Origin of the sequence: Bartonella sp. AA18HLJMS, assembly GCF_042197245.1 — a bacterium.
Taxonomy (GTDB): domain Bacteria; phylum Pseudomonadota; class Alphaproteobacteria; order Rhizobiales; family Rhizobiaceae; genus Bartonella.
Genome location: NZ_JBHIRP010000008.1, coordinates 18,884 through 36,261, shown reverse-complemented (window position 1 = coordinate 36,261; position 17,378 = coordinate 18,884). Strand labels below are relative to the sequence as shown.

The 17,378-nt window shown below is 36.2% G+C and carries 11 protein-coding genes, 2 tRNA genes and 1 pseudogene; 11 read left to right on the top strand and 3 right to left on the bottom strand.

Features of this window, described 5'->3' with window-relative positions; translation table 11 throughout:
* The first annotated feature begins 211 nt into the window (after window positions 1-211).
* From rpiA to gltX, 6 genes are all read left to right on the top strand, one after another.
* On the top strand, window positions 212-916 hold the full coding sequence (gene rpiA, locus ACFINW_RS05975; RefSeq protein ID WP_375612139.1) for a ribose-5-phosphate isomerase RpiA: 705 nt from the start codon (window positions 212-214) through the stop codon (window positions 914-916).
* Window positions 917-1,022: 106 nt separating this feature from the next.
* Window positions 1,023-1,592, top strand: coding sequence for a DUF2059 domain-containing protein (locus ACFINW_RS05970; RefSeq protein ID WP_375673966.1), 570 nt, complete (start codon window positions 1,023-1,025; stop codon window positions 1,590-1,592).
* A 203-nt stretch (window positions 1,593-1,795) separates the two neighbouring features.
* Window positions 1,796-3,187, top strand: coding sequence for a glutathione-disulfide reductase (gene gor / locus ACFINW_RS05965; protein WP_375612141.1), 1,392 nt, complete (start codon window positions 1,796-1,798; stop codon window positions 3,185-3,187).
* A gap of 68 nt (window positions 3,188-3,255) precedes the next feature.
* Complete coding sequence (locus ACFINW_RS05960) at window positions 3,256-4,635, top strand: class II 3-deoxy-7-phosphoheptulonate synthase (protein WP_375640923.1); 1,380 nt, start codon at window positions 3,256-3,258, stop codon at window positions 4,633-4,635.
* 119 nt (window positions 4,636-4,754) lie between these two features.
* Entirely contained in the window at window positions 4,755-6,416 is a 1,662-nt protein-coding gene (locus ACFINW_RS05955) for an NAD+ synthase (RefSeq protein ID WP_375640922.1), read from the top strand.
* A 10-nt stretch (window positions 6,417-6,426) separates the two neighbouring features.
* Complete coding sequence (gene gltX, locus ACFINW_RS05950; protein WP_375640921.1) at window positions 6,427-7,800, top strand: glutamate--tRNA ligase; 1,374 nt, start codon at window positions 6,427-6,429, stop codon at window positions 7,798-7,800.
* Between the two features lie 59 nt (window positions 7,801-7,859).
* Here gltX and ACFINW_RS05945 read toward each other — a convergent pair whose 3' ends face one another.
* Entirely contained in the window at window positions 7,860-9,263 is a 1,404-nt protein-coding gene (locus ACFINW_RS05945) for a DEAD/DEAH box helicase (RefSeq protein ID WP_375640920.1), read from the bottom strand.
* A 146-nt stretch (window positions 9,264-9,409) separates the two neighbouring features.
* Window positions 9,410-10,183: an NAD kinase gene (locus ACFINW_RS05940; protein ID WP_375612145.1), complete on the bottom strand. Its 774-nt coding sequence runs from the start codon at window positions 10,181-10,183 to the stop codon at window positions 9,410-9,412.
* Window positions 10,184-10,446: 263 nt separating this feature from the next.
* On the opposite strand from ACFINW_RS05940, the gene ACFINW_RS05935 reads away from it, so the two are divergent.
* From ACFINW_RS05935 to ACFINW_RS05920, 4 genes and pseudogenes are all read left to right on the top strand, one after another.
* A tRNA-Arg gene (locus ACFINW_RS05935) sits at window positions 10,447-10,523 on the top strand.
* Window positions 10,524-11,059: 536 nt separating this feature from the next.
* Window positions 11,060-11,251, top strand: a complete 192-nt coding sequence (locus ACFINW_RS05930; RefSeq protein WP_375640919.1) for a hypothetical protein — start codon at window positions 11,060-11,062, stop codon at window positions 11,249-11,251.
* 91 nt (window positions 11,252-11,342) lie between these two features.
* Window positions 11,343-11,483: a YbfB/YjiJ family MFS transporter gene (locus ACFINW_RS05925; RefSeq protein ID WP_375630051.1), complete on the top strand. Its 141-nt coding sequence runs from the start codon at window positions 11,343-11,345 to the stop codon at window positions 11,481-11,483.
* A 121-nt stretch (window positions 11,484-11,604) separates the two neighbouring features.
* Window positions 11,605-12,169: pseudogene (locus ACFINW_RS05920) on the top strand (hypothetical protein).
* A gap of 2,844 nt (window positions 12,170-15,013) precedes the next feature.
* Here the strand turns inward: ACFINW_RS05920 and ACFINW_RS05915 are convergent.
* On the bottom strand, window positions 15,014-16,582 hold the full coding sequence (locus ACFINW_RS05915; protein ID WP_375612149.1) for a TerC family protein: 1,569 nt from the start codon (window positions 16,580-16,582) through the stop codon (window positions 15,014-15,016).
* Window positions 16,583-17,019: 437 nt separating this feature from the next.
* On the opposite strand from ACFINW_RS05915, the gene ACFINW_RS05910 reads away from it, so the two are divergent.
* Window positions 17,020-17,095, top strand: a tRNA-Lys gene (locus ACFINW_RS05910).
* Window positions 17,096-17,378 lie beyond the last annotated feature (283 nt).

Genomic DNA, 17,378 nt, shown 5'->3' with positions numbered 1-17,378 from the left:
AACAAATATTCTCAAAGAAATAAAAAAGATAATTGTTGATTATTCTATTTTATTCTTATCATATATTTCTATAACGAGTAACATCTCTTCAAGCAAGAGATGATGGTCAATTTAAATAGATTGCGTCAAGAGGTTATCTTTTATTATCATTATTATCGGTGGTAATAGGGGTGATAAATGCTGCTTATACGGATAGAAGGCAAAGTCATTCATGAATGTTCAGCAGTTAAAAAAAATGGCAGCTATTAAAGCGCTTGAGTTTGTTGAAGATGGTATGCGGCTTGGTATCGGATCTGGTTCGACAGTCAATGAATTTATTCGTCTTCTAGGTGAGCGTGTTGCGGATGGTTTGCGGGTGACTGGTGTTGCTACTTCAAAATATTCTGAACAACTCTGTCATAAGTTTGGAGTGCCTGTTAGCACTTTAGAACAAATACCTGAGCTGGATCTTGATATTGACGGAGCAGATGAAATTGGTCCTGAGATGATGCTCATTAAAGGGGGAGGGGGAGCATTGTTGTATGAAAAAATTGTAGCGTCGGCATCTCGTGCAATGCTTGTCATTGCGGATGAAACAAAGGTGGTAAAAAGACTTGGTGCTTTTGCACTACCAATTGAAGTTAATCCATTTGGTATCCACACAACATGCAGAGCCATTGAAAAAGTCGCTGATGATTTAGGGCTTTCTGGAAAAATTGCATTGCGAATGAATGGAAAAAATCCTTTTGAAACAGATGGTGGCCATTTTATTCTTGATGCATTTTGGGGCTGCATTTTGCAACCAAAACCATTATCAGATGCACTTCTTGCTATTCCTGGTGTTGTTGAGCATGGCCTTTTTTTGGGGTTGGCTTCACGTGCAATTGTCGCTATGGCTGATGGTCAAATAAAAGTTTTAGAACCGTTTGATTTTTAGAAAAGGCATTTACATGATGATATGTTAGCACAGTAAAAAAGGGTCTTAAAGATTTTAGGTAGAATAACGAATTAAAATTATAATTAGCGATCGGGGTAATCATTAAATGAAAATAATATTTTCTTTTCAGCGTTTTGTCGTATATTTTAGTGCAATTGCTATTTTTGTTGTGAATGTTGGCATGGCTTATGCACAAGGTGTGAGTGATCAACATTTAGATTCAGCGCGAAAGGCAATCGGAGCTATTCATGCAACGGATCAATTTGATAGCTTTTTACCAAATGCGGTCCATGATTTCAAAAATGAACTGATTAGCGATGATCCGAATTTGGCAACAGCTATTTCTGATATTGTTGATAAGCAGGCGCTTGCTTTAATTAAAAGGCGCTCTGATCTAGAAAAAGAGATTGCTCATGTATATGCAAAATATTTTACTCAAAAAGAGCTTGATGCGATAACAACATTTTATAATTCTGATACCGGTAAAAAGTTTTTGACAGAAGTCCCCAATATTGCACGTGATTCTTATTCAGCATTTGATATATGGCGTACTGCTCTTATGCGGGATCTTGTAGAAAATGTGAAAAAAGAGATGTCTGAAACACTTAATTTGAATAATTCTACTATGCCTACAAATATGCCTATAAAATCAGAATCTTCAGAAAATAAAAAATAGCTTGATCGATATCATGACAACAATGGGCAATTTCTAATTTTTTTAATAGCGGCGGTTTTCCCGCCGTTTTAAATATTTTAATGAGAATAAGTCTTTTTAGAATACTGCTTTATAAAAAAGGCTTCTTCAAAAGAAAAAAAGACTTTCATTTGATAATAAAAGATCTTAGCCTACTCTTGCAGATGTATAAGAAGGAATAATTCGTGGGCTCTTTTGACTTTGATTTATTTGTTATTGGAAGTGGTTCTGGTGGAGTGCGTGCAGCACGGCTTGCTGGAGGTCTTGGCAAGCGGGTCGCTATAGCAGAGGAATATCGTATAGGGGGCACTTGTGTTATTCGTGGTTGCGTTCCCAAAAAACTTTATGTTTATGCATCACAATATGTAAAAGAATTTAAGAAAAGTGTTGGTTTTGGGTGGGAATATGCGGATCCAATTTTTAGCTGGGAAAAGTTGGTTGCAGCTAAAAATAAAGAAATATCAAGGTTAGAAGGGTTGTATCGTAAGGGATTAGAAAATAACAATGTGCATATTTATGAAAGTCGTGCTACTTTTATAGATGATCACACATTAGAGCTTTCTGCCACGGGTGAGCGGGTAAGTGCAGAAAAAATTTTGATTGCAACAGGGGCAAAACTTGCACCAAATACGTCCATAGAAGGCGGTGAATTTTGCCTTACTTCTAATGAGATTTTTGACCTTAATCAACTCCCAAAATCAATAGTGATTGTTGGTGGAGGGTATATTGGTGTTGAATTTGCTAATATTTTTCATGAATTAGGTGTAAAAACAACACTCCTTCATCGTGGTGATTTAATCCTTCGTAATTTTGATCATGATTTGCGGCAATTGCTCAGCGATGCAATGATTGAAAAAGGGATTTCTATTCTCTATGGCATAACAATTTCTAAAGTGCAGGCTGCAGAAAATTGTTATGAAGTTGTTTTATCAAATGGGAAAATAATCAGAGCCGATCAGATTATGTTGGCTACGGGGCGTGTACCAAATACAACGGGTTTAAGACTTGAGCGGGCAGGTGTTAAGGTGAATGAATTTGGTGCAGTTGTTGTTGATGAGAAAATGACAACAAATATCCCCCATATTTGGGCTGTTGGTGATGTAACAGGTCATATTCAATTAACACCCGTTGCGATTCATGATGCAATGTGTTTTGTTAAGACAGCATTTGAAAATATTCCAACAACACCTGATTATGATTTAATTACAACAGCAGTTTTTTCACAGCCAGAGATTGGAACGGTTGGTCTTTCAGAAGAGGAGGCGGTAAAGCGTTATAAGCGTCTTGAAATTTATCGTACAGTTTTTCGTCCTATGCGTAATATTCTTTCTGGTAGTTCAGAGAAAATGCTTATGAAACTCATTGTTGATGGTGAAAGCCGTATTGTTGTGGGCGCTCATATTTTAGGGGAAAATGCTGGTGAGATGGCTCAGCTTATAGGGATATCTCTCAAGGGTAAGCTGACGAAGGATATCTTTGATGAGACGATGGCAGTGCATCCAACGATGGCAGAAGAATTGGTAACGATGTATAAACCAAGTTATATATATGAAAATGGGAAGAAAATAGAAAGTTAAACAGCATATATTGCGGTAAAAAGCTTTTGGTATGCTAATCTGTAAGATTAATCTTTAGAGAGAGTGTAATGATAAAAGAATGGGCGCCTGACACTTGGAGAACAAGGCCAATTAAACAAGTTCCGACTTATCCGGATAAGTCTATGTTAGAAGATGTTGAGCGAAAACTGAGACGGTATCCTCCTTTAGTTTTTGCCGGTGAAGCACGTGATTTAAAAAATGAATTAGCAGCCGTTGCGAAAGGCCAAGCTTTTTTATTGCAAGGTGGTGATTGTGCCGAAAGCTTTGCAGAACATGAAGCTGATAATATTCGTGATTTTTTTCGTGTATTTTTGCAAATGGCGATTGTTTTGACCTTTGGTAGTTCTAAACCGGTTGTTAAAATTGGTCGTATTGCTGGTCAATTTGCAAAGCCTCGCTCTTCTGATATTGAAAGAAAAGAGGGAGTTGAATTTCCTGCTTATCGTGGGGATATTATTAATGGCATTGAATTTGAAGCCGGTTCTCGTATTCCAGATCCGCAACGGATGTCTATGGCTTATCGCCAATCTGCGGCAACACTTAATCTATTGCGAGCTTTTTCACAAGGCGGCTATGCTAATTTAGAAAATGTTCACACATGGATGTTGAGTTTTGTTTCTAACAGTCCGCAGGGAGAACGTTATGAATTATTGGCAGAGCGTATTTCTGAAGCAATTGATTTTATGCGTTCTATAGGGATTACATCCAAAACACATTCTTCATTGCGTGAAACATCTTTTTATACCAGTCATGAAGCACTGTTACTTGGTTATGAAGAGGCTTTGACTCGGATTGATTCAACTTCAGGAAATTGGTATGCAACATCTGGTCATATGTTATGGATTGGTGACCGTACGCGTCAGATTGACCATGCTCACGTTGAATATTGTCGCGGCATTAAGAATCCTATAGGATTAAAATGTGGTCCTTCCATTGAGCCTGATGAGCTTTTGAAATTAATTGATATTTTAAATCCTGAAAACGAGCTGGGGCGGCTTACTCTCATTACGCGCTTTGGTTATGATAAAGTTGAAAGTTATCTACCTAAACTCATCCGTGCTGTTGAACGCGAGAAGCGTGCGGTTATATGGTCATGTGATCCAATGCATGGCAATACAATTACTGCCAATGGTTATAAGACGCGTCCTTTTGATTATGTTTTAAAAGAAGTAGAGAATTTTTTTGCAGTGCATCGTGGAGAGGGAACTTATCCAGGAGGCATTCATATTGAGATGACAGGTCGTGATGTTACTGAATGTACAGGAGGGGCGCACGCCATTTCTGTGGACGATTTATCTGATCGTTATCATACGCAATGTGATCCACGGTTAAATGCAGATCAAGCGTTAGAATTGGCTTTTCTTGTTGCTGAACTCCTTAAAAAAAATCGCGTGACTGACTCGTTAGCAATTGCTGCTGGGGGGTAGGCAAAAATTTGCCTAATATTTTTAGGTCATTATGGCAGAAAAGAATTTTAAAAAATGATGTTTCCGATGATGAAGAATAAAGTTGTGGTTGCTAAACTGATGAAATGATACAAAGGCTTATGAAAAATGATATTCGGGTATCAATTGCCCAATTAAATCCTATTGTCGGTGATATTGAGGGGAATTTTTCTTTAGCTGTCATGGCGCATCAAAAGGCCAAAGAAGAGGGGGCTGATCTTGTTTTATTCACGGAACTTTTTATAAGTGCTTATCCGCCGGAAGATCTTGTTCTAAAACCTGCTTTTACAAAAACATGTGAAGAGACTGTTGAGAAATTAGCAAAGATAACCGTAGGCGGACCAGGAATTGTCATTGGTCTTCCATTAAGGCGCAATGGTAATATTTACAACGCTGTCATGGTTCTTGATGAAGGGAGAGTCATTGCCGAATGTTTGAAGTTTGATTTACCTAATTATGCTGAATTTGATGAAAAGCGTTTATTTTCTTCAGGTCCACGTCCTCAGCCTATTGTCTATCATGGAATTAAATTAGGAATAGTCATTTGTGAGGATCTTTGGAATGATTCCTCTCTTAGTACAGAGCTTAAAGATAAAGGAGCGGAAATTATTCTTGTCCTTAACGGATCTCCTTATTATCGTAATAAAACATTAAAACGTATAGACGTTGTTCATACACAGGCTCTACAATCTGGAGTGCCAATTATCTACGCTAATCAAGTAGGTGGTCAAGATGAGCTCGTTTTTGATGGTGGGTCTTTTGCCTTGAATGGACAAGGCAAAAAGATATTTCAAATGAAACACTTTGATAGCCATATTGCTTTAAGCCATTGGCAAAAAACAACGACGGGATGGCACTGTATTTCAGGTCCTAATGAAAGTCTTCTCAATGGATTAGCGGCTGATTATCAAGCTTGTGTTTTGGGGTTGAAAGATTACGTTAATAAAAACGGCTTTAAGGATGTTATTCTTGGTCTTTCAGGAGGAATTGATTCAGCCCTGTGTACGGCAATGGCGGTGGATGCTCTTGGTGCTGAGAGGGTTCGCACCATTATGATGCCCTATCATTATACTTCGCAAGAATCATTAAAAGATGCCAAAGAATGTGCTGATCTTTTGGGATGTCGTTATGAAATCATACCGATTGCACAATCTGTTGAGGCTTTTTTAAAGACAATGGCACCTGTTTTTTCAGGGTTACCCTCTGACGTCACAGAGGAAAATCTTCAAAGTCGTATACGCGGTACACTTTTAATGGCGCTTTCAAATAAATTCGGCTCAATGGTGGTAACGACAGGCAATAAGTCAGAAATGGCTGTGGGATATGCAACACTGTATGGGGATATGAATGGCGGGTTTAATCCTCTTAAAGATATTTATAAAATGCAGGTTTATGCATTAGCGGAGTGGCGCAATAAAAATCACTTGCACAATTTGAGAGGACCAGAAGGAATGATCATTCCGTCCAATATTATAGAAAAAGCACCCTCTGCAGAGCTGCGGGAAAATCAAAAAGATGAAGATTCTCTTCCGCCTTATCCTATTTTAGATGATATATTACAATCTCTTGTAGAAAATGACATGAGTATTTGTGATATTGTTAAACGTGGACATTCACGAGAAACTGTTGCGAAAGTTGAACAGCTTCTTTATGGTGCCGAATATAAAAGGCGTCAATCTGCGCCTGGTGTAAAAATCAGTTACAAAAATTTCGGACGCGATCGTCGCTATCCTATAGTCAATCATTTTCGCGATAAAAATTGAGTATTATTTTATGGTTAAAGTTCGTTTTGCTCCCTCTCCAACAGGTTATATTCATATTGGCAATATCCGTAGTGCGCTTTTCAACTGGCTTTATGCGCAAGCGTATAAGGGAGAATTTATTTTACGCTATGATGATACAGATATTGAACGTTCTAAACAAGAATATATCGATGCTATTGCTGTTGACCTTGAATGGCTTGGTATTCAACCAGATGCAATTTATTACCAATCCAAGCGATTTAATCGATATGATGAAGTGGCAGAAATTCTCAAACAACGTGGCCTTCTTTATCCTTGTTATGAGACAACAGAGGAATTAGAGCGGCGTCGTAAAATCCAGCTTTCACGCAAATTGCCTCCTGTTTATGACCGTGCAGCATTGAAGTTGACAACAGAAGAGAGAAAAAACTTTGAATCACAAGGTCGTAAACCCCATTGGCGTTTTCTTCTTCCTAATTTTGAAAGTGATCCTTTACACACAAAGCGAACAGAAGTTTGCTGGAATGATGCAATAAAGGGAAAGCAGACGATTGATTTAGCTTCTCTTTCAGATCCTGTTCTTATTCGTGAAGATGGAACCTATCTTTATACATTGCCGTCTATTGTTGATGATGTAGATATGGCTATTACGCATATTATTCGTGGGGATGATCATATTACAAATACAGGCGCTCAAATTGCTCTTTTTAAAGCTCTTAATGCAGAATTACCGGTTTTTGCTCATACCAATTTATTGGCGACAGTTTTAGGAAAAGGATTTTCAAAACGTAATAATGATCTTTCTATTCGTTCTCTACGGGAAGAAGGATTTGAATCTATAGCTGTTCAATGCCTTGCCGTTTTGATTGGGACATCGCAAAATGTGCATCCCTATCCCAATCAAGCTGCGCTTTTAGAGCATTTTAATCTCCAAGATACGTCAAGATCCGTTGCAAAATTTGATATTGCTGATCTTCTTGCTTTGAATAGTCATCTTGTCCATGAGTTAACCTATGAGGAAGTAAAAATGCGCCTTAAAAAACTTTCTATTGAGGGAGATAAGGCGGAATATTTCTGGAACGCGATAAGAAGCAATATTAATAAAGTCAATGAGGCTGTTTTTTGGTGGAAAATCATTCATGATGAACAGAATTTTGATACAGTAGCACTAGAGGATCGTGCTTTTGTGCACCAATCACTCGATTTCTTACCTGAAGGTGCTTTGAATGAGGAAAGTTGGAAAATTTGGACAACAGCATTAAAAGAAAAAACAGGTCGAAAAGGAAAAGCTTTATTTATGCCATTACGTCAGGCACTTACGGGCATGGATCATGGACCTGAAATGGGAAAAATTTTGCAGCTTTTAGGGCGTGAAAAGGTAACGGAAAGGCTCTCTAGAAAATAAGAGCGGATTTTTTAAAAGTATTTTGTTCATTTCACTCTAAAAGAGAGTAGAGAACGGGTTTATTTGCACGTTTTTATAAGCATGAAAGCAGGAATATCATCACCAAATCCAATAGGTGTGTAATTCTTATTTTTTCGTGAGCGTCGTTGCTCAGATGGCTTCTCCTTATTATTTGCATTTTTGATATATTCTGTTTTATTCTCTTCTACAGATTTTTTAGTGTGAGCAACAGTCTCTTTTGGAGCAGTTTTCTTTGATGGTTTTGAAGATTTTTTCTTTACAACAATATCTTCTGTTTGATCATCGGCTATTAAAGTTGAGAGATCTCCATTGAGCCATTCAATTTTTTCATTACTCATTTCCTCGATGGCATTGATATATTTTTGATCAGCTTTTGTAACGATTGTAAAGGCTTTTCCGCTACGATTTGCACGCCCTGTACGACCAATTCGATGGATATAGTCTTCAGCATGTGTAGGAACATCATAGTTAAATACATGACTTACAGCTGGAATATCGAGTCCACGGGCAGCAACATCAGAAGCAACAAGAAGTGTAAGTTTATTATTTTTAAAATCAGCTAGGGTGTTCATGCGCGAATATTGGTCCATATCTCCATGAAGTGCCCCTACATTAAAGTTATGTTTGATGAGCGATCTAAAAAGTTCAGAAATATCTCTCTTTCGATTACAGAAAATGATTGCATTTTGAAGCTCTGCACCTTCATTTTGGATAAGCTCTCGTAAAACCGCTCTTTTATCCCATGATTTATTTCCAGATTTGACAAGCCGTTGTGTAATTGTGGTAGCTGTTGAGGAAGCTTTTGTAACTTCAACAGATACGGGAGAATGTAAAAATTGTTTCGTTAGTTTTGTAATTTCTGGCGCCATTGTTGCAGAAAAGAACAAAGTTTGACGCGTAAAAGGGGTTAGCTTACAGATGCGTTCAATATCAGGAATAAAGCCCATATCCAACATGCGATCAGCTTCATCAATCACAAGGATTTCAACGCCCATCAGGAGTAGTTTACCGCGCTCGCAATGATCAAGAAGGCGCCCTGGTGTTGCTATAAGAACATCAGCTCCCCGTTCAAGTTTGCGATCTTGGAGTTCAAAAGAAACTCCACCAATCAAAAGAGCAACATTTAAACGATGATTTATTCCGTATTTATCGAAATTTTCTTCAACTTGAGCTGCAATTTCTCTTGTTGGTTCTAAGATGAGTGTACGGGGCATTCGTGCTCTTGCACGACCTTTTTCAAGGAGAGTGAGCATAGGCAATACGAAAGAGGCAGTTTTACCTGTTCCCGTTTGGGCGATTCCTAAAACGTCTTTTCTTTGAAGGACATGCGGAATTGTTTCACTTTGAATAGGTGTCGGAGCTGTATACCCCGCTGATTTCACCGCATTAATAACCTTTGCGGAAAGACCTAAATCATCAAAACTGTTTAAAGATGGTATCATTTTTTTATCAACTGCTCTGTGATTTTAACTGCGCTATCTAATGATGATTATAACCAATATTCTACACTCTTTAAAAGTATTAAGATGGTTTCACAAAAAAAAATAACTATAACAATCATATACATATAAAACGCATAATACAATCATTAATAGCGAAATTGTTCTGATAAAATGCGCTCATCCCATGAATGATTTGAGTCAAAAAGGATTGAAGCTGTTACTTCTGTTGCCATTGAAATAGTAACTGAATGAACAGATTTAACTTCAATATTATCTGCAGCAGCGTTTACAGGGCGTTTGTCAGGTTCAAGCATATCAAAGCGCACTGTTACTGTATCGGGAAGCAAAGCTCCATGCCAACGCCGAGGGCGAAAAGGGCTAACGGGAGTGAGGGCCATAAGGGGAGCCATAAGAGGTAAGATAGGTCCTTGTGCTGATAAATTATAGGCGGTTGATCCAGCTGGTGTAGCGACGAGGACACCATCACAACTTAATTGTTCCATGCGTACGTTGTTATCAATGGTGATGCGAATTTTTGCCGCTTGATAAGATTGCCGAAAGAGGGATACTTCATTAATTGCAAGCGCCTCGATAGAATCTTGACATTCAGATTTTGCAATCATGCGCAGGGGATGGATTTCTTTTTTATGTGCGGCAGCAATACGATTGGGCAATTTTTTTTCATGAAATTCATTCATAAGAAATCCTACAGAACCTTGATTCATACCATAAATAGGTTTGCCTGTGTTCATGACATCTCGTACGGTTTGTAACATTGTCCCATCACCACCGATTGCAACAACAATATCAGTTTCTTCCAGAGAAGAATGACCATAAACGGAAATTAATTTATGGGTAGCTTTGATAGCCTCCTCAGTTTCTGCGGAAATAAAATGAAAGCGACTTGGTAATGTAGCCATTTAAAAATTATCCTGATACTTATAATTTATGTTGTAACTTATTTTTGAGAGTTTTGAAGTTGTAATAAAAGCTCTTTTTATAATAAAAAGAGCATTGAATAAAGAGAAGTTATTTCAAGGTAAAGTATCATTAAAAAGTAAAAGGAATGCGTCGTTAGATAAATTACAAACGAGTAATTTTTTTATTAGAATGATAATTTAGCATTGAAGCTAAGAGTATGATTAGTTAAAAGACCATAACTGATTTTAATAATCAGTGCGAAGCACCCGTAGCTCAGCTGGATAGAGCGCTGCCCTCCGAAGGCAGAGGTCACAGATTCGAATTCTGTCGGGTGCACCAAATTTTTCAACTTTATATCATACTAAATAACAATATTATCTAAAAGAAACCAATTTCCTCTTTTATGAAAATGGTTATTTGAGTTGTTTATTAAGTTTTGCAGCGAATAAGCAAATGATTTTAAGAGAAGTAAAATTTACGGCTGCGTATATAATTTTTCGGTTAGTCATTTTGAATATCGAGATAAAAAAGCAAGGTTATCTAAATATGCTTTCAATTTAACTATAAACATTTATAACATAAAAATACATATTAATTCAATATGTTATTGTAAAACTGATCTGGCGATGTTGATAGTAGACCGCTAAATATATTGTTTTGAGCATTAAAATAGATAGCTAAATTTGCTTTTATTCTATTTTTGGAGTTAAAGGCTGTTATGGTGATATGGAACGCGGATGAGGAATATCATCAGTTAAAGGAATAATAAGGGGGAAAAAACAACCGTTAAGATTTGAATTGTTTCAAAATGCTGTATTCGATATGGTTTTGATATGGGTATCTGGTGATTTCTCTATACACCAATATTGCCAGTTATGTTGGATGAGGGATTGTTTACTTTTAATCAACTTTTTTATATACTGAACGCTAATTATGGTGGTTATTTAGTTGGGAGTATATTCTTTACGTTTGGCAGAATTGGGATTATATTTCTTGCTCCTCGCATACTATCTTGTGCAGCTATAGTGATGAGTGCACTTAATTATTTTCATGGCGTTAACACTTAGTCCTTTTGATCCGTTTTGCTGCTGGTGTTGCGAGTGTAGCAATGATGGTTTTGGGTTCTATTATGGTCATGCAGCATAGCCATATGGGCGGATTATTGCTTCGCTTTATGCAGGTGTAGGAGTTGGTATTCTACTACTAGGTAATGAATATGTTATTATTAGTTTGAACAGAGCGCTTGATGCAACAAACATTTGGTTTGGAGCTGGCTTAATGTCTGTTCAAAACTTTTAAAAACATACAGGTTTAATTATGATAACTATATCAAAAAACACCTCCGTTATTTCTTTCATTGCAACTGAAACCGCTCCTGTTAATCAGAAAAAACCATCCAAAATATGAATAGATCAATCAAATGGATTTCGTGACTGGTCATGTATACATATATTATCGCATTCGTGCTTTAAACGATTTTGGTGATGTAAAAAAAGCGATCTGGATGCTTTTATTGAAAATGAAAGCAATCTCTCTCATGATGGTAATTGCTGGGTTGCTGATAATGTCTGTGTTGTAAAATCTGGTTGTGTTTATGAAAATATAAGGGGCTATGGCAATGCTGCCATTGGTGGCTATGTGTATGGCAATACCCTTATATGTGATAAAACCCATGTGTATTTTGGTGTTCATGTTTATGACAATGCTCATCTTTCTTATAACGTTTGAGTTTATCATTAAGCGCGGGTTTATGGGAATGCAAAATTATCCGGTAGTGCACGTATTCATAGCAATGCCGCGGTTTATGATCATGCGGTTGTTAGGCAAGGTTTACGGCAATGCTAGCGTGGGGTGTCATACTAAGGTCTACGGCTCTGTTTATGGCTATGCCAAGATCTCCTGATTATATCGTGATTAGAAGTAATGTATATGGCAATGCAAGAATAAAAAGACATAGCGATTTATATTCGGTTCCCATAAATTGAGAGGTTTATGAAAGTGATGATGTTATCAAGATTGATAAACAGAATAAATGACAGACGTGGAGGGTGCTTCTTTGATGGTTATAAACGCATCATAAAAGAAAGCTGTGCCAATTGATATGACGCTGCTTTTAAATAGAGGTACTACAGATCATACAAAAGAAGTAAATAATGAATGCATGTATACAAAACGTATCATATTGCAAACGCTCTATTCTATTGATTAAAACTGATCAAAAGGAACGTAAATGACAGATATGATCTTTAATCACTCATTTGAATTACAGAACCTATAAACACTTTATGTATGGCTATAAAGCGTATTAAGAATAACGCTCGCATTTTTGAAGTGGTCATTTGACACAAAGTACATTATCAAAATGTCTCAATGCTTGGTAGGTTCATATCAAGACTCTCAAGAGAAAATGCGTATTAAGTGAATATTTGTAACAAAACCCGTTGTTTACATTTACGAACATTGGTTTTTAAAAGCAGCTTTTCATAAGATAATAAACAACCGCTTTTTATAAAATCTAAGGCTTTTAAACTGTTATAAATCTAGGTTTCAAACGTATTTATAGAGATATCATTTTATGTCTCTAAACGTTTAAACGTTCATGTAGTGAGGTTCTCATAAGCGTATTTTCACTTTGCATTTAAACTTAATTTCTCTGCAAATAAGCCGGTCCATATTTGGGCTGGCAAAATTAATCAGCCCAAATTTGAGCTCGTTAACTTTAGAGTAGAGCAGTCTTTAATATTGTCGCTTTTGACTCAAAATTGAGTAAAACACCATGCCTTTGTAATATGATTGCAATCCTTTTGAAATTTATCTACTTATCTTTGTCTTAATAAGTATACTCAAATTTGAGGGGACTTCATTTGGTTTCGTATTTTTAAACTGTAACTTTTAAAACGTTTTTTGCTTGTTTGCCTGCGTTATATCATTAAAAATCTTTTGATTTCTACGACATAACATTATCAATTTCATTACCTGTTGTGATGATAGTATCTATATAATGTCTGCTTATTATTGACTAACTTTTTAGTAAGCGGCGCTTTAAAATCGACTTGTCTTTAAATCCTTTTATGTGCCCTTAATGAATTAAAACCTATTCTATGATAGTTTCAAATGATTATTTCTTTTAAGGTTTAGCTCAAAAAAAGAGTAAACCCCATACCATTTTTTAAACGCATGCAATTTATGTTATCGATAATTTCAAACGATTACGTTTTTAATAATGCGATTTGTGTGTGATAAAAACGTATCATAAAATTTATGAACTGTTATGAATGATAGCTGCGTTCACTTCATTTGAATGTTTACATGCGTTTTATGGTCTATCCATACATGGTAATTGTTTATGAAAAATGGTTAATTAAATCACGTATAAAAGTGTAGATTTTAAATGGGATTCATATAGAATAATTGCACACAAACTATTGACTTTATTATATTTTTTTATGAATAAGATTCCATCTCGTTTAGACGTTGCAAAAGAAATCACCAAAGACCTTATTGATAAGATTCTTCTCTTACACGGCGTTATCACTTTTGTTTGCAAAAATCTGCTTCGCTTTTGACTTTTGATATGGATACAACCTCTTTTGAGGTAGAGCAAAGAATTTTTTAATCATGGAGAGTGCAACAGTGTTCTTCAAAAATCTTGATTGGTTTGTTGAAAAAATTAAAGAGTTAGATAATTATTCAGCATGTTATCAACTCCCAGATTGTGAAGTACAAATTCTTTATAATGACGCAATTATCAAAGGTTATCCGTAATTTGATGTTGGAGTTTCGATTAGTACTGGTATTTTATCTGCTGCCTGTATGGTAATTGATCCCTATCAATTCTCAGCACTTACAGGATCTACAACTTGATTTTTATAAAAAGGGGTTGAGAGTTTGTGAAGAAGGAATATATGCAGATTGGTTGGAATTAAGCTTGATTATGTCTTGAAATAGGCGATAGAAAAAATTGATCTTCATAAATGCTTTTATTCCAGATATGGAGCACCACCTTGGCGATAGAGTGAAGTTGGAGGCACATAAAGGTTATCAAGGTAGATGATGCAGATTATAGCTTACTTCATATTGGTGCACTGGCTTTATTGGGTGATGTTGCAACCTTACAATCTTATTATCAAAGTTTCAGTGCATAGGATCATTTAGGCTTTGATGAAAATACCCAACAGATTCATTTTGAACGTGCATTGGCTGTAGTCAAAGAAGTAGTCAAATCTAAGCAACACAGCTACGCTTTCATTGCAAAAGTAGTAAAAAATATGAACCATCTGGAAGAAAAACAAAGTTCTTAATAAGAGCTTTCCAGAGAGGTGGAGTTTCATTCTTGGAAGGAAAAAAATAGCTAAATTTATCGAAACAAAAGCTAAGGAATAGCTCCTTAAGAAATATCAAGAAGATCTAAAAAGATTATAGGAGCCAGAGTCTGGTTTAAAGATGCCATCATCAGTTGAGTGAACTCAACAATGGTGGAGTTTTATCCATTGGCGGAAATCTGATGTTTGAAAGAGGCTTTCTTGATGTGAAGGTAATATTGTAATAAATAATTATTATAAATCAATATGTTGTATATATTCATTGTTTTGAGATTAATGACCATTGACAAATAATTTTGCACCATTTTCTCTCTTCCAGCTTTTCGTCAATCATCAATGAAAATTTTTTATAATGGAAAGTTCATTGATAATATAACTTTTGTATGTCATTATTTTACGCTTAAAAAAATATAAAAATAATGAAATGCAATTGAGTTATCAGCTGCTTATTCTTTTCAATTTTTAATCATAAAAAAATCTTTTTATTCATTTTGCTTATAAAAAGAATTAGCTTTTTTCTGGTGATACAAGTGGAGAAATAAGGATTTTAGATATGTTTCTGCGTTCCATTTCAATCACTTTAAAGTGTAAACCATCAGTTTCAAAACTTTCTCCCTCATTTGGTAAATGACCAAACTGCCAAAGCATAAAGCCTGCCAGAGTCGTATAACGATCTGCTTCATCCACAAGGTTACGTCCAAGATAACCACTTAAACGGCGGATATCAGCATATCCCTCAACAAGAAGACTGCCATTTTCAAGTTGTTCTGCGATCATGAGTTCTTCATCGTCATCAGGAAAGTCTCCTGCAATAGCTTCAAGAATATCGGTTGGTGTTGCAATTCCTTCAAAAGATCCATGCTCATCAACAATAATTGCAAGCTGAATCGAAGAATGACGTAATTGCTCCATCAATCGTAAAACACTTGTGTTTTCATGAACAACGAGGGGTTCTCGCATAGCTTTTTTCCAATTAATCTTTTTCCCCTCAGCCAAATTCAAAAGAAGATCTTTTGTCAATGCAACGCCAACAAATTCATCCACTTTTTCACGCGCAAGAATTAAGCGGCTATGTTTAACCTTTTGTAATTCTTCACGCATTTCATTTTCATCAGCATTTAAATCTAACCACTCAATCTCATTACGCGGCGACATGATAGAGCGAACAGGGCGATCAGCTAAATCGAGAACACCACGAATCATCTCCTTTTCTTCTGGTCTAAACAATTCAGAAGCTGCGGCCTGTTCAGCAATAACATCTACAGTCTCAGCAAGGTGACTATCTTTGCTTCCTCCTCCTAAGAGCCTCAAAACAGCATCAGCTGTTCTACTGCGTAGATCATTCGTTTTAATCATTTTTTCACGGTTACGACGTCCAATTTGATTAAAAGCTTCGATGAGAACAGAAAAACCAATAGCAGCATACAAATACCCTTTTGGAATATGAAAACCAAATCCTTCAACAATGAGAGTAAAACCAATCATCATCAAAAAACCAAGACAAAGGATTACAATAGTGGGATGACGATTAATAAAACGCATAAGAGCACCAGATCCGCACATCATTACTCCCATAGCAGCTATGACTGCGATATACATAACTGCTGCCTGCTCTTTTGCAATCATACCTGTTGCGGTAATAATACTGTCTAGTGAAAAAACAGCATCCAGCACCACGACTTGGACGATTACTTGCCAAAAAACAGCATAACCAACGCCTGTTTTTCTTTCATGTGATACTCCTTCTAACCTTTCATGTAATTCTAGCGTTCCCTTTGCGAGCAAAAAGGCTCCACCACCGATTAAAATAAAGCTATGCCAACTAAATACAAAAGATGAAAGTGAAAGAATTACCCTATCGAGTCTCATAACCCATCCAATAACGGTAAGAAGGAAAAGCCGCATAATTAATGCTAAAGTAAGACCTATAAAGCGTGCGCGGTCACGCAAATGCAGTGGCAATTTTTCAGCTAAAATTGCAATAAAGATAAGGTTATCTATTCCTAAAACAATTTCGAGAAAAACCAGCGTGATCAAACCAAACCACGCATGGGGATCAGTGATCCATTCCATCATTCATTACCTTTTAGAAGCTTAAAAGCGCGCGATTGACAAAAAAAATTCATAGGCTTTTATTCGTATATTGGATCATGAACATTGAATGTAAAAAAACTTATATTCAAAGAAAAAAACAGCACAATATTGCTTGAATGCATGTGATTGTTGATAAAACAAAATGATGCCCCATCCCGCTTACAACCACAAGAAGGTTCTTCTAATTTTCGCTCGGGCATTATGCTCGATAATCCTCTAACTATAGGTTCTGTATAACAATCAGAACATTTATTTATAAAGCTTCTTATAATGAGTTTATTTTTATATAAGATCAAGTGGTGAATATCATATTTTTAACCTTACAGACAATGAGTTCATATAACAAACAACAAAATATCTAGACATCCACTCTTAGGAGCGTTATAGAAACGCTCATTCTCATTTTTTGAGAAACTTATGGGTGATTAGCTCAGTCGGTAGAGCAGCTGACTCTTAATCAGCGGGTCGTGGGTTCGATCCCCTCATCACCCACCATTTGGTTTTATACCGTAAATAACTTATTGATTGCGTAATTTTTTTAAGGTACGATTTTCTAAATAAAATTGGGCAGTAGGATTTCCCCATATCTGTTTGTTTAAAAGTGAAGATTGTTGATATAGCTTAGTCATCGGTTTTTGTACTTTTTAGGGGACTCAAAGAACTTCCAAAGGACATTTAAAGATCTTTTAATGCGTATTGTTTCTTTTTTTAAGTTGCAATTGGTAAGGAGAAGCTTCTTACCGACAATTGTGTTATTTAAAAAGGGGTATAAAAATCA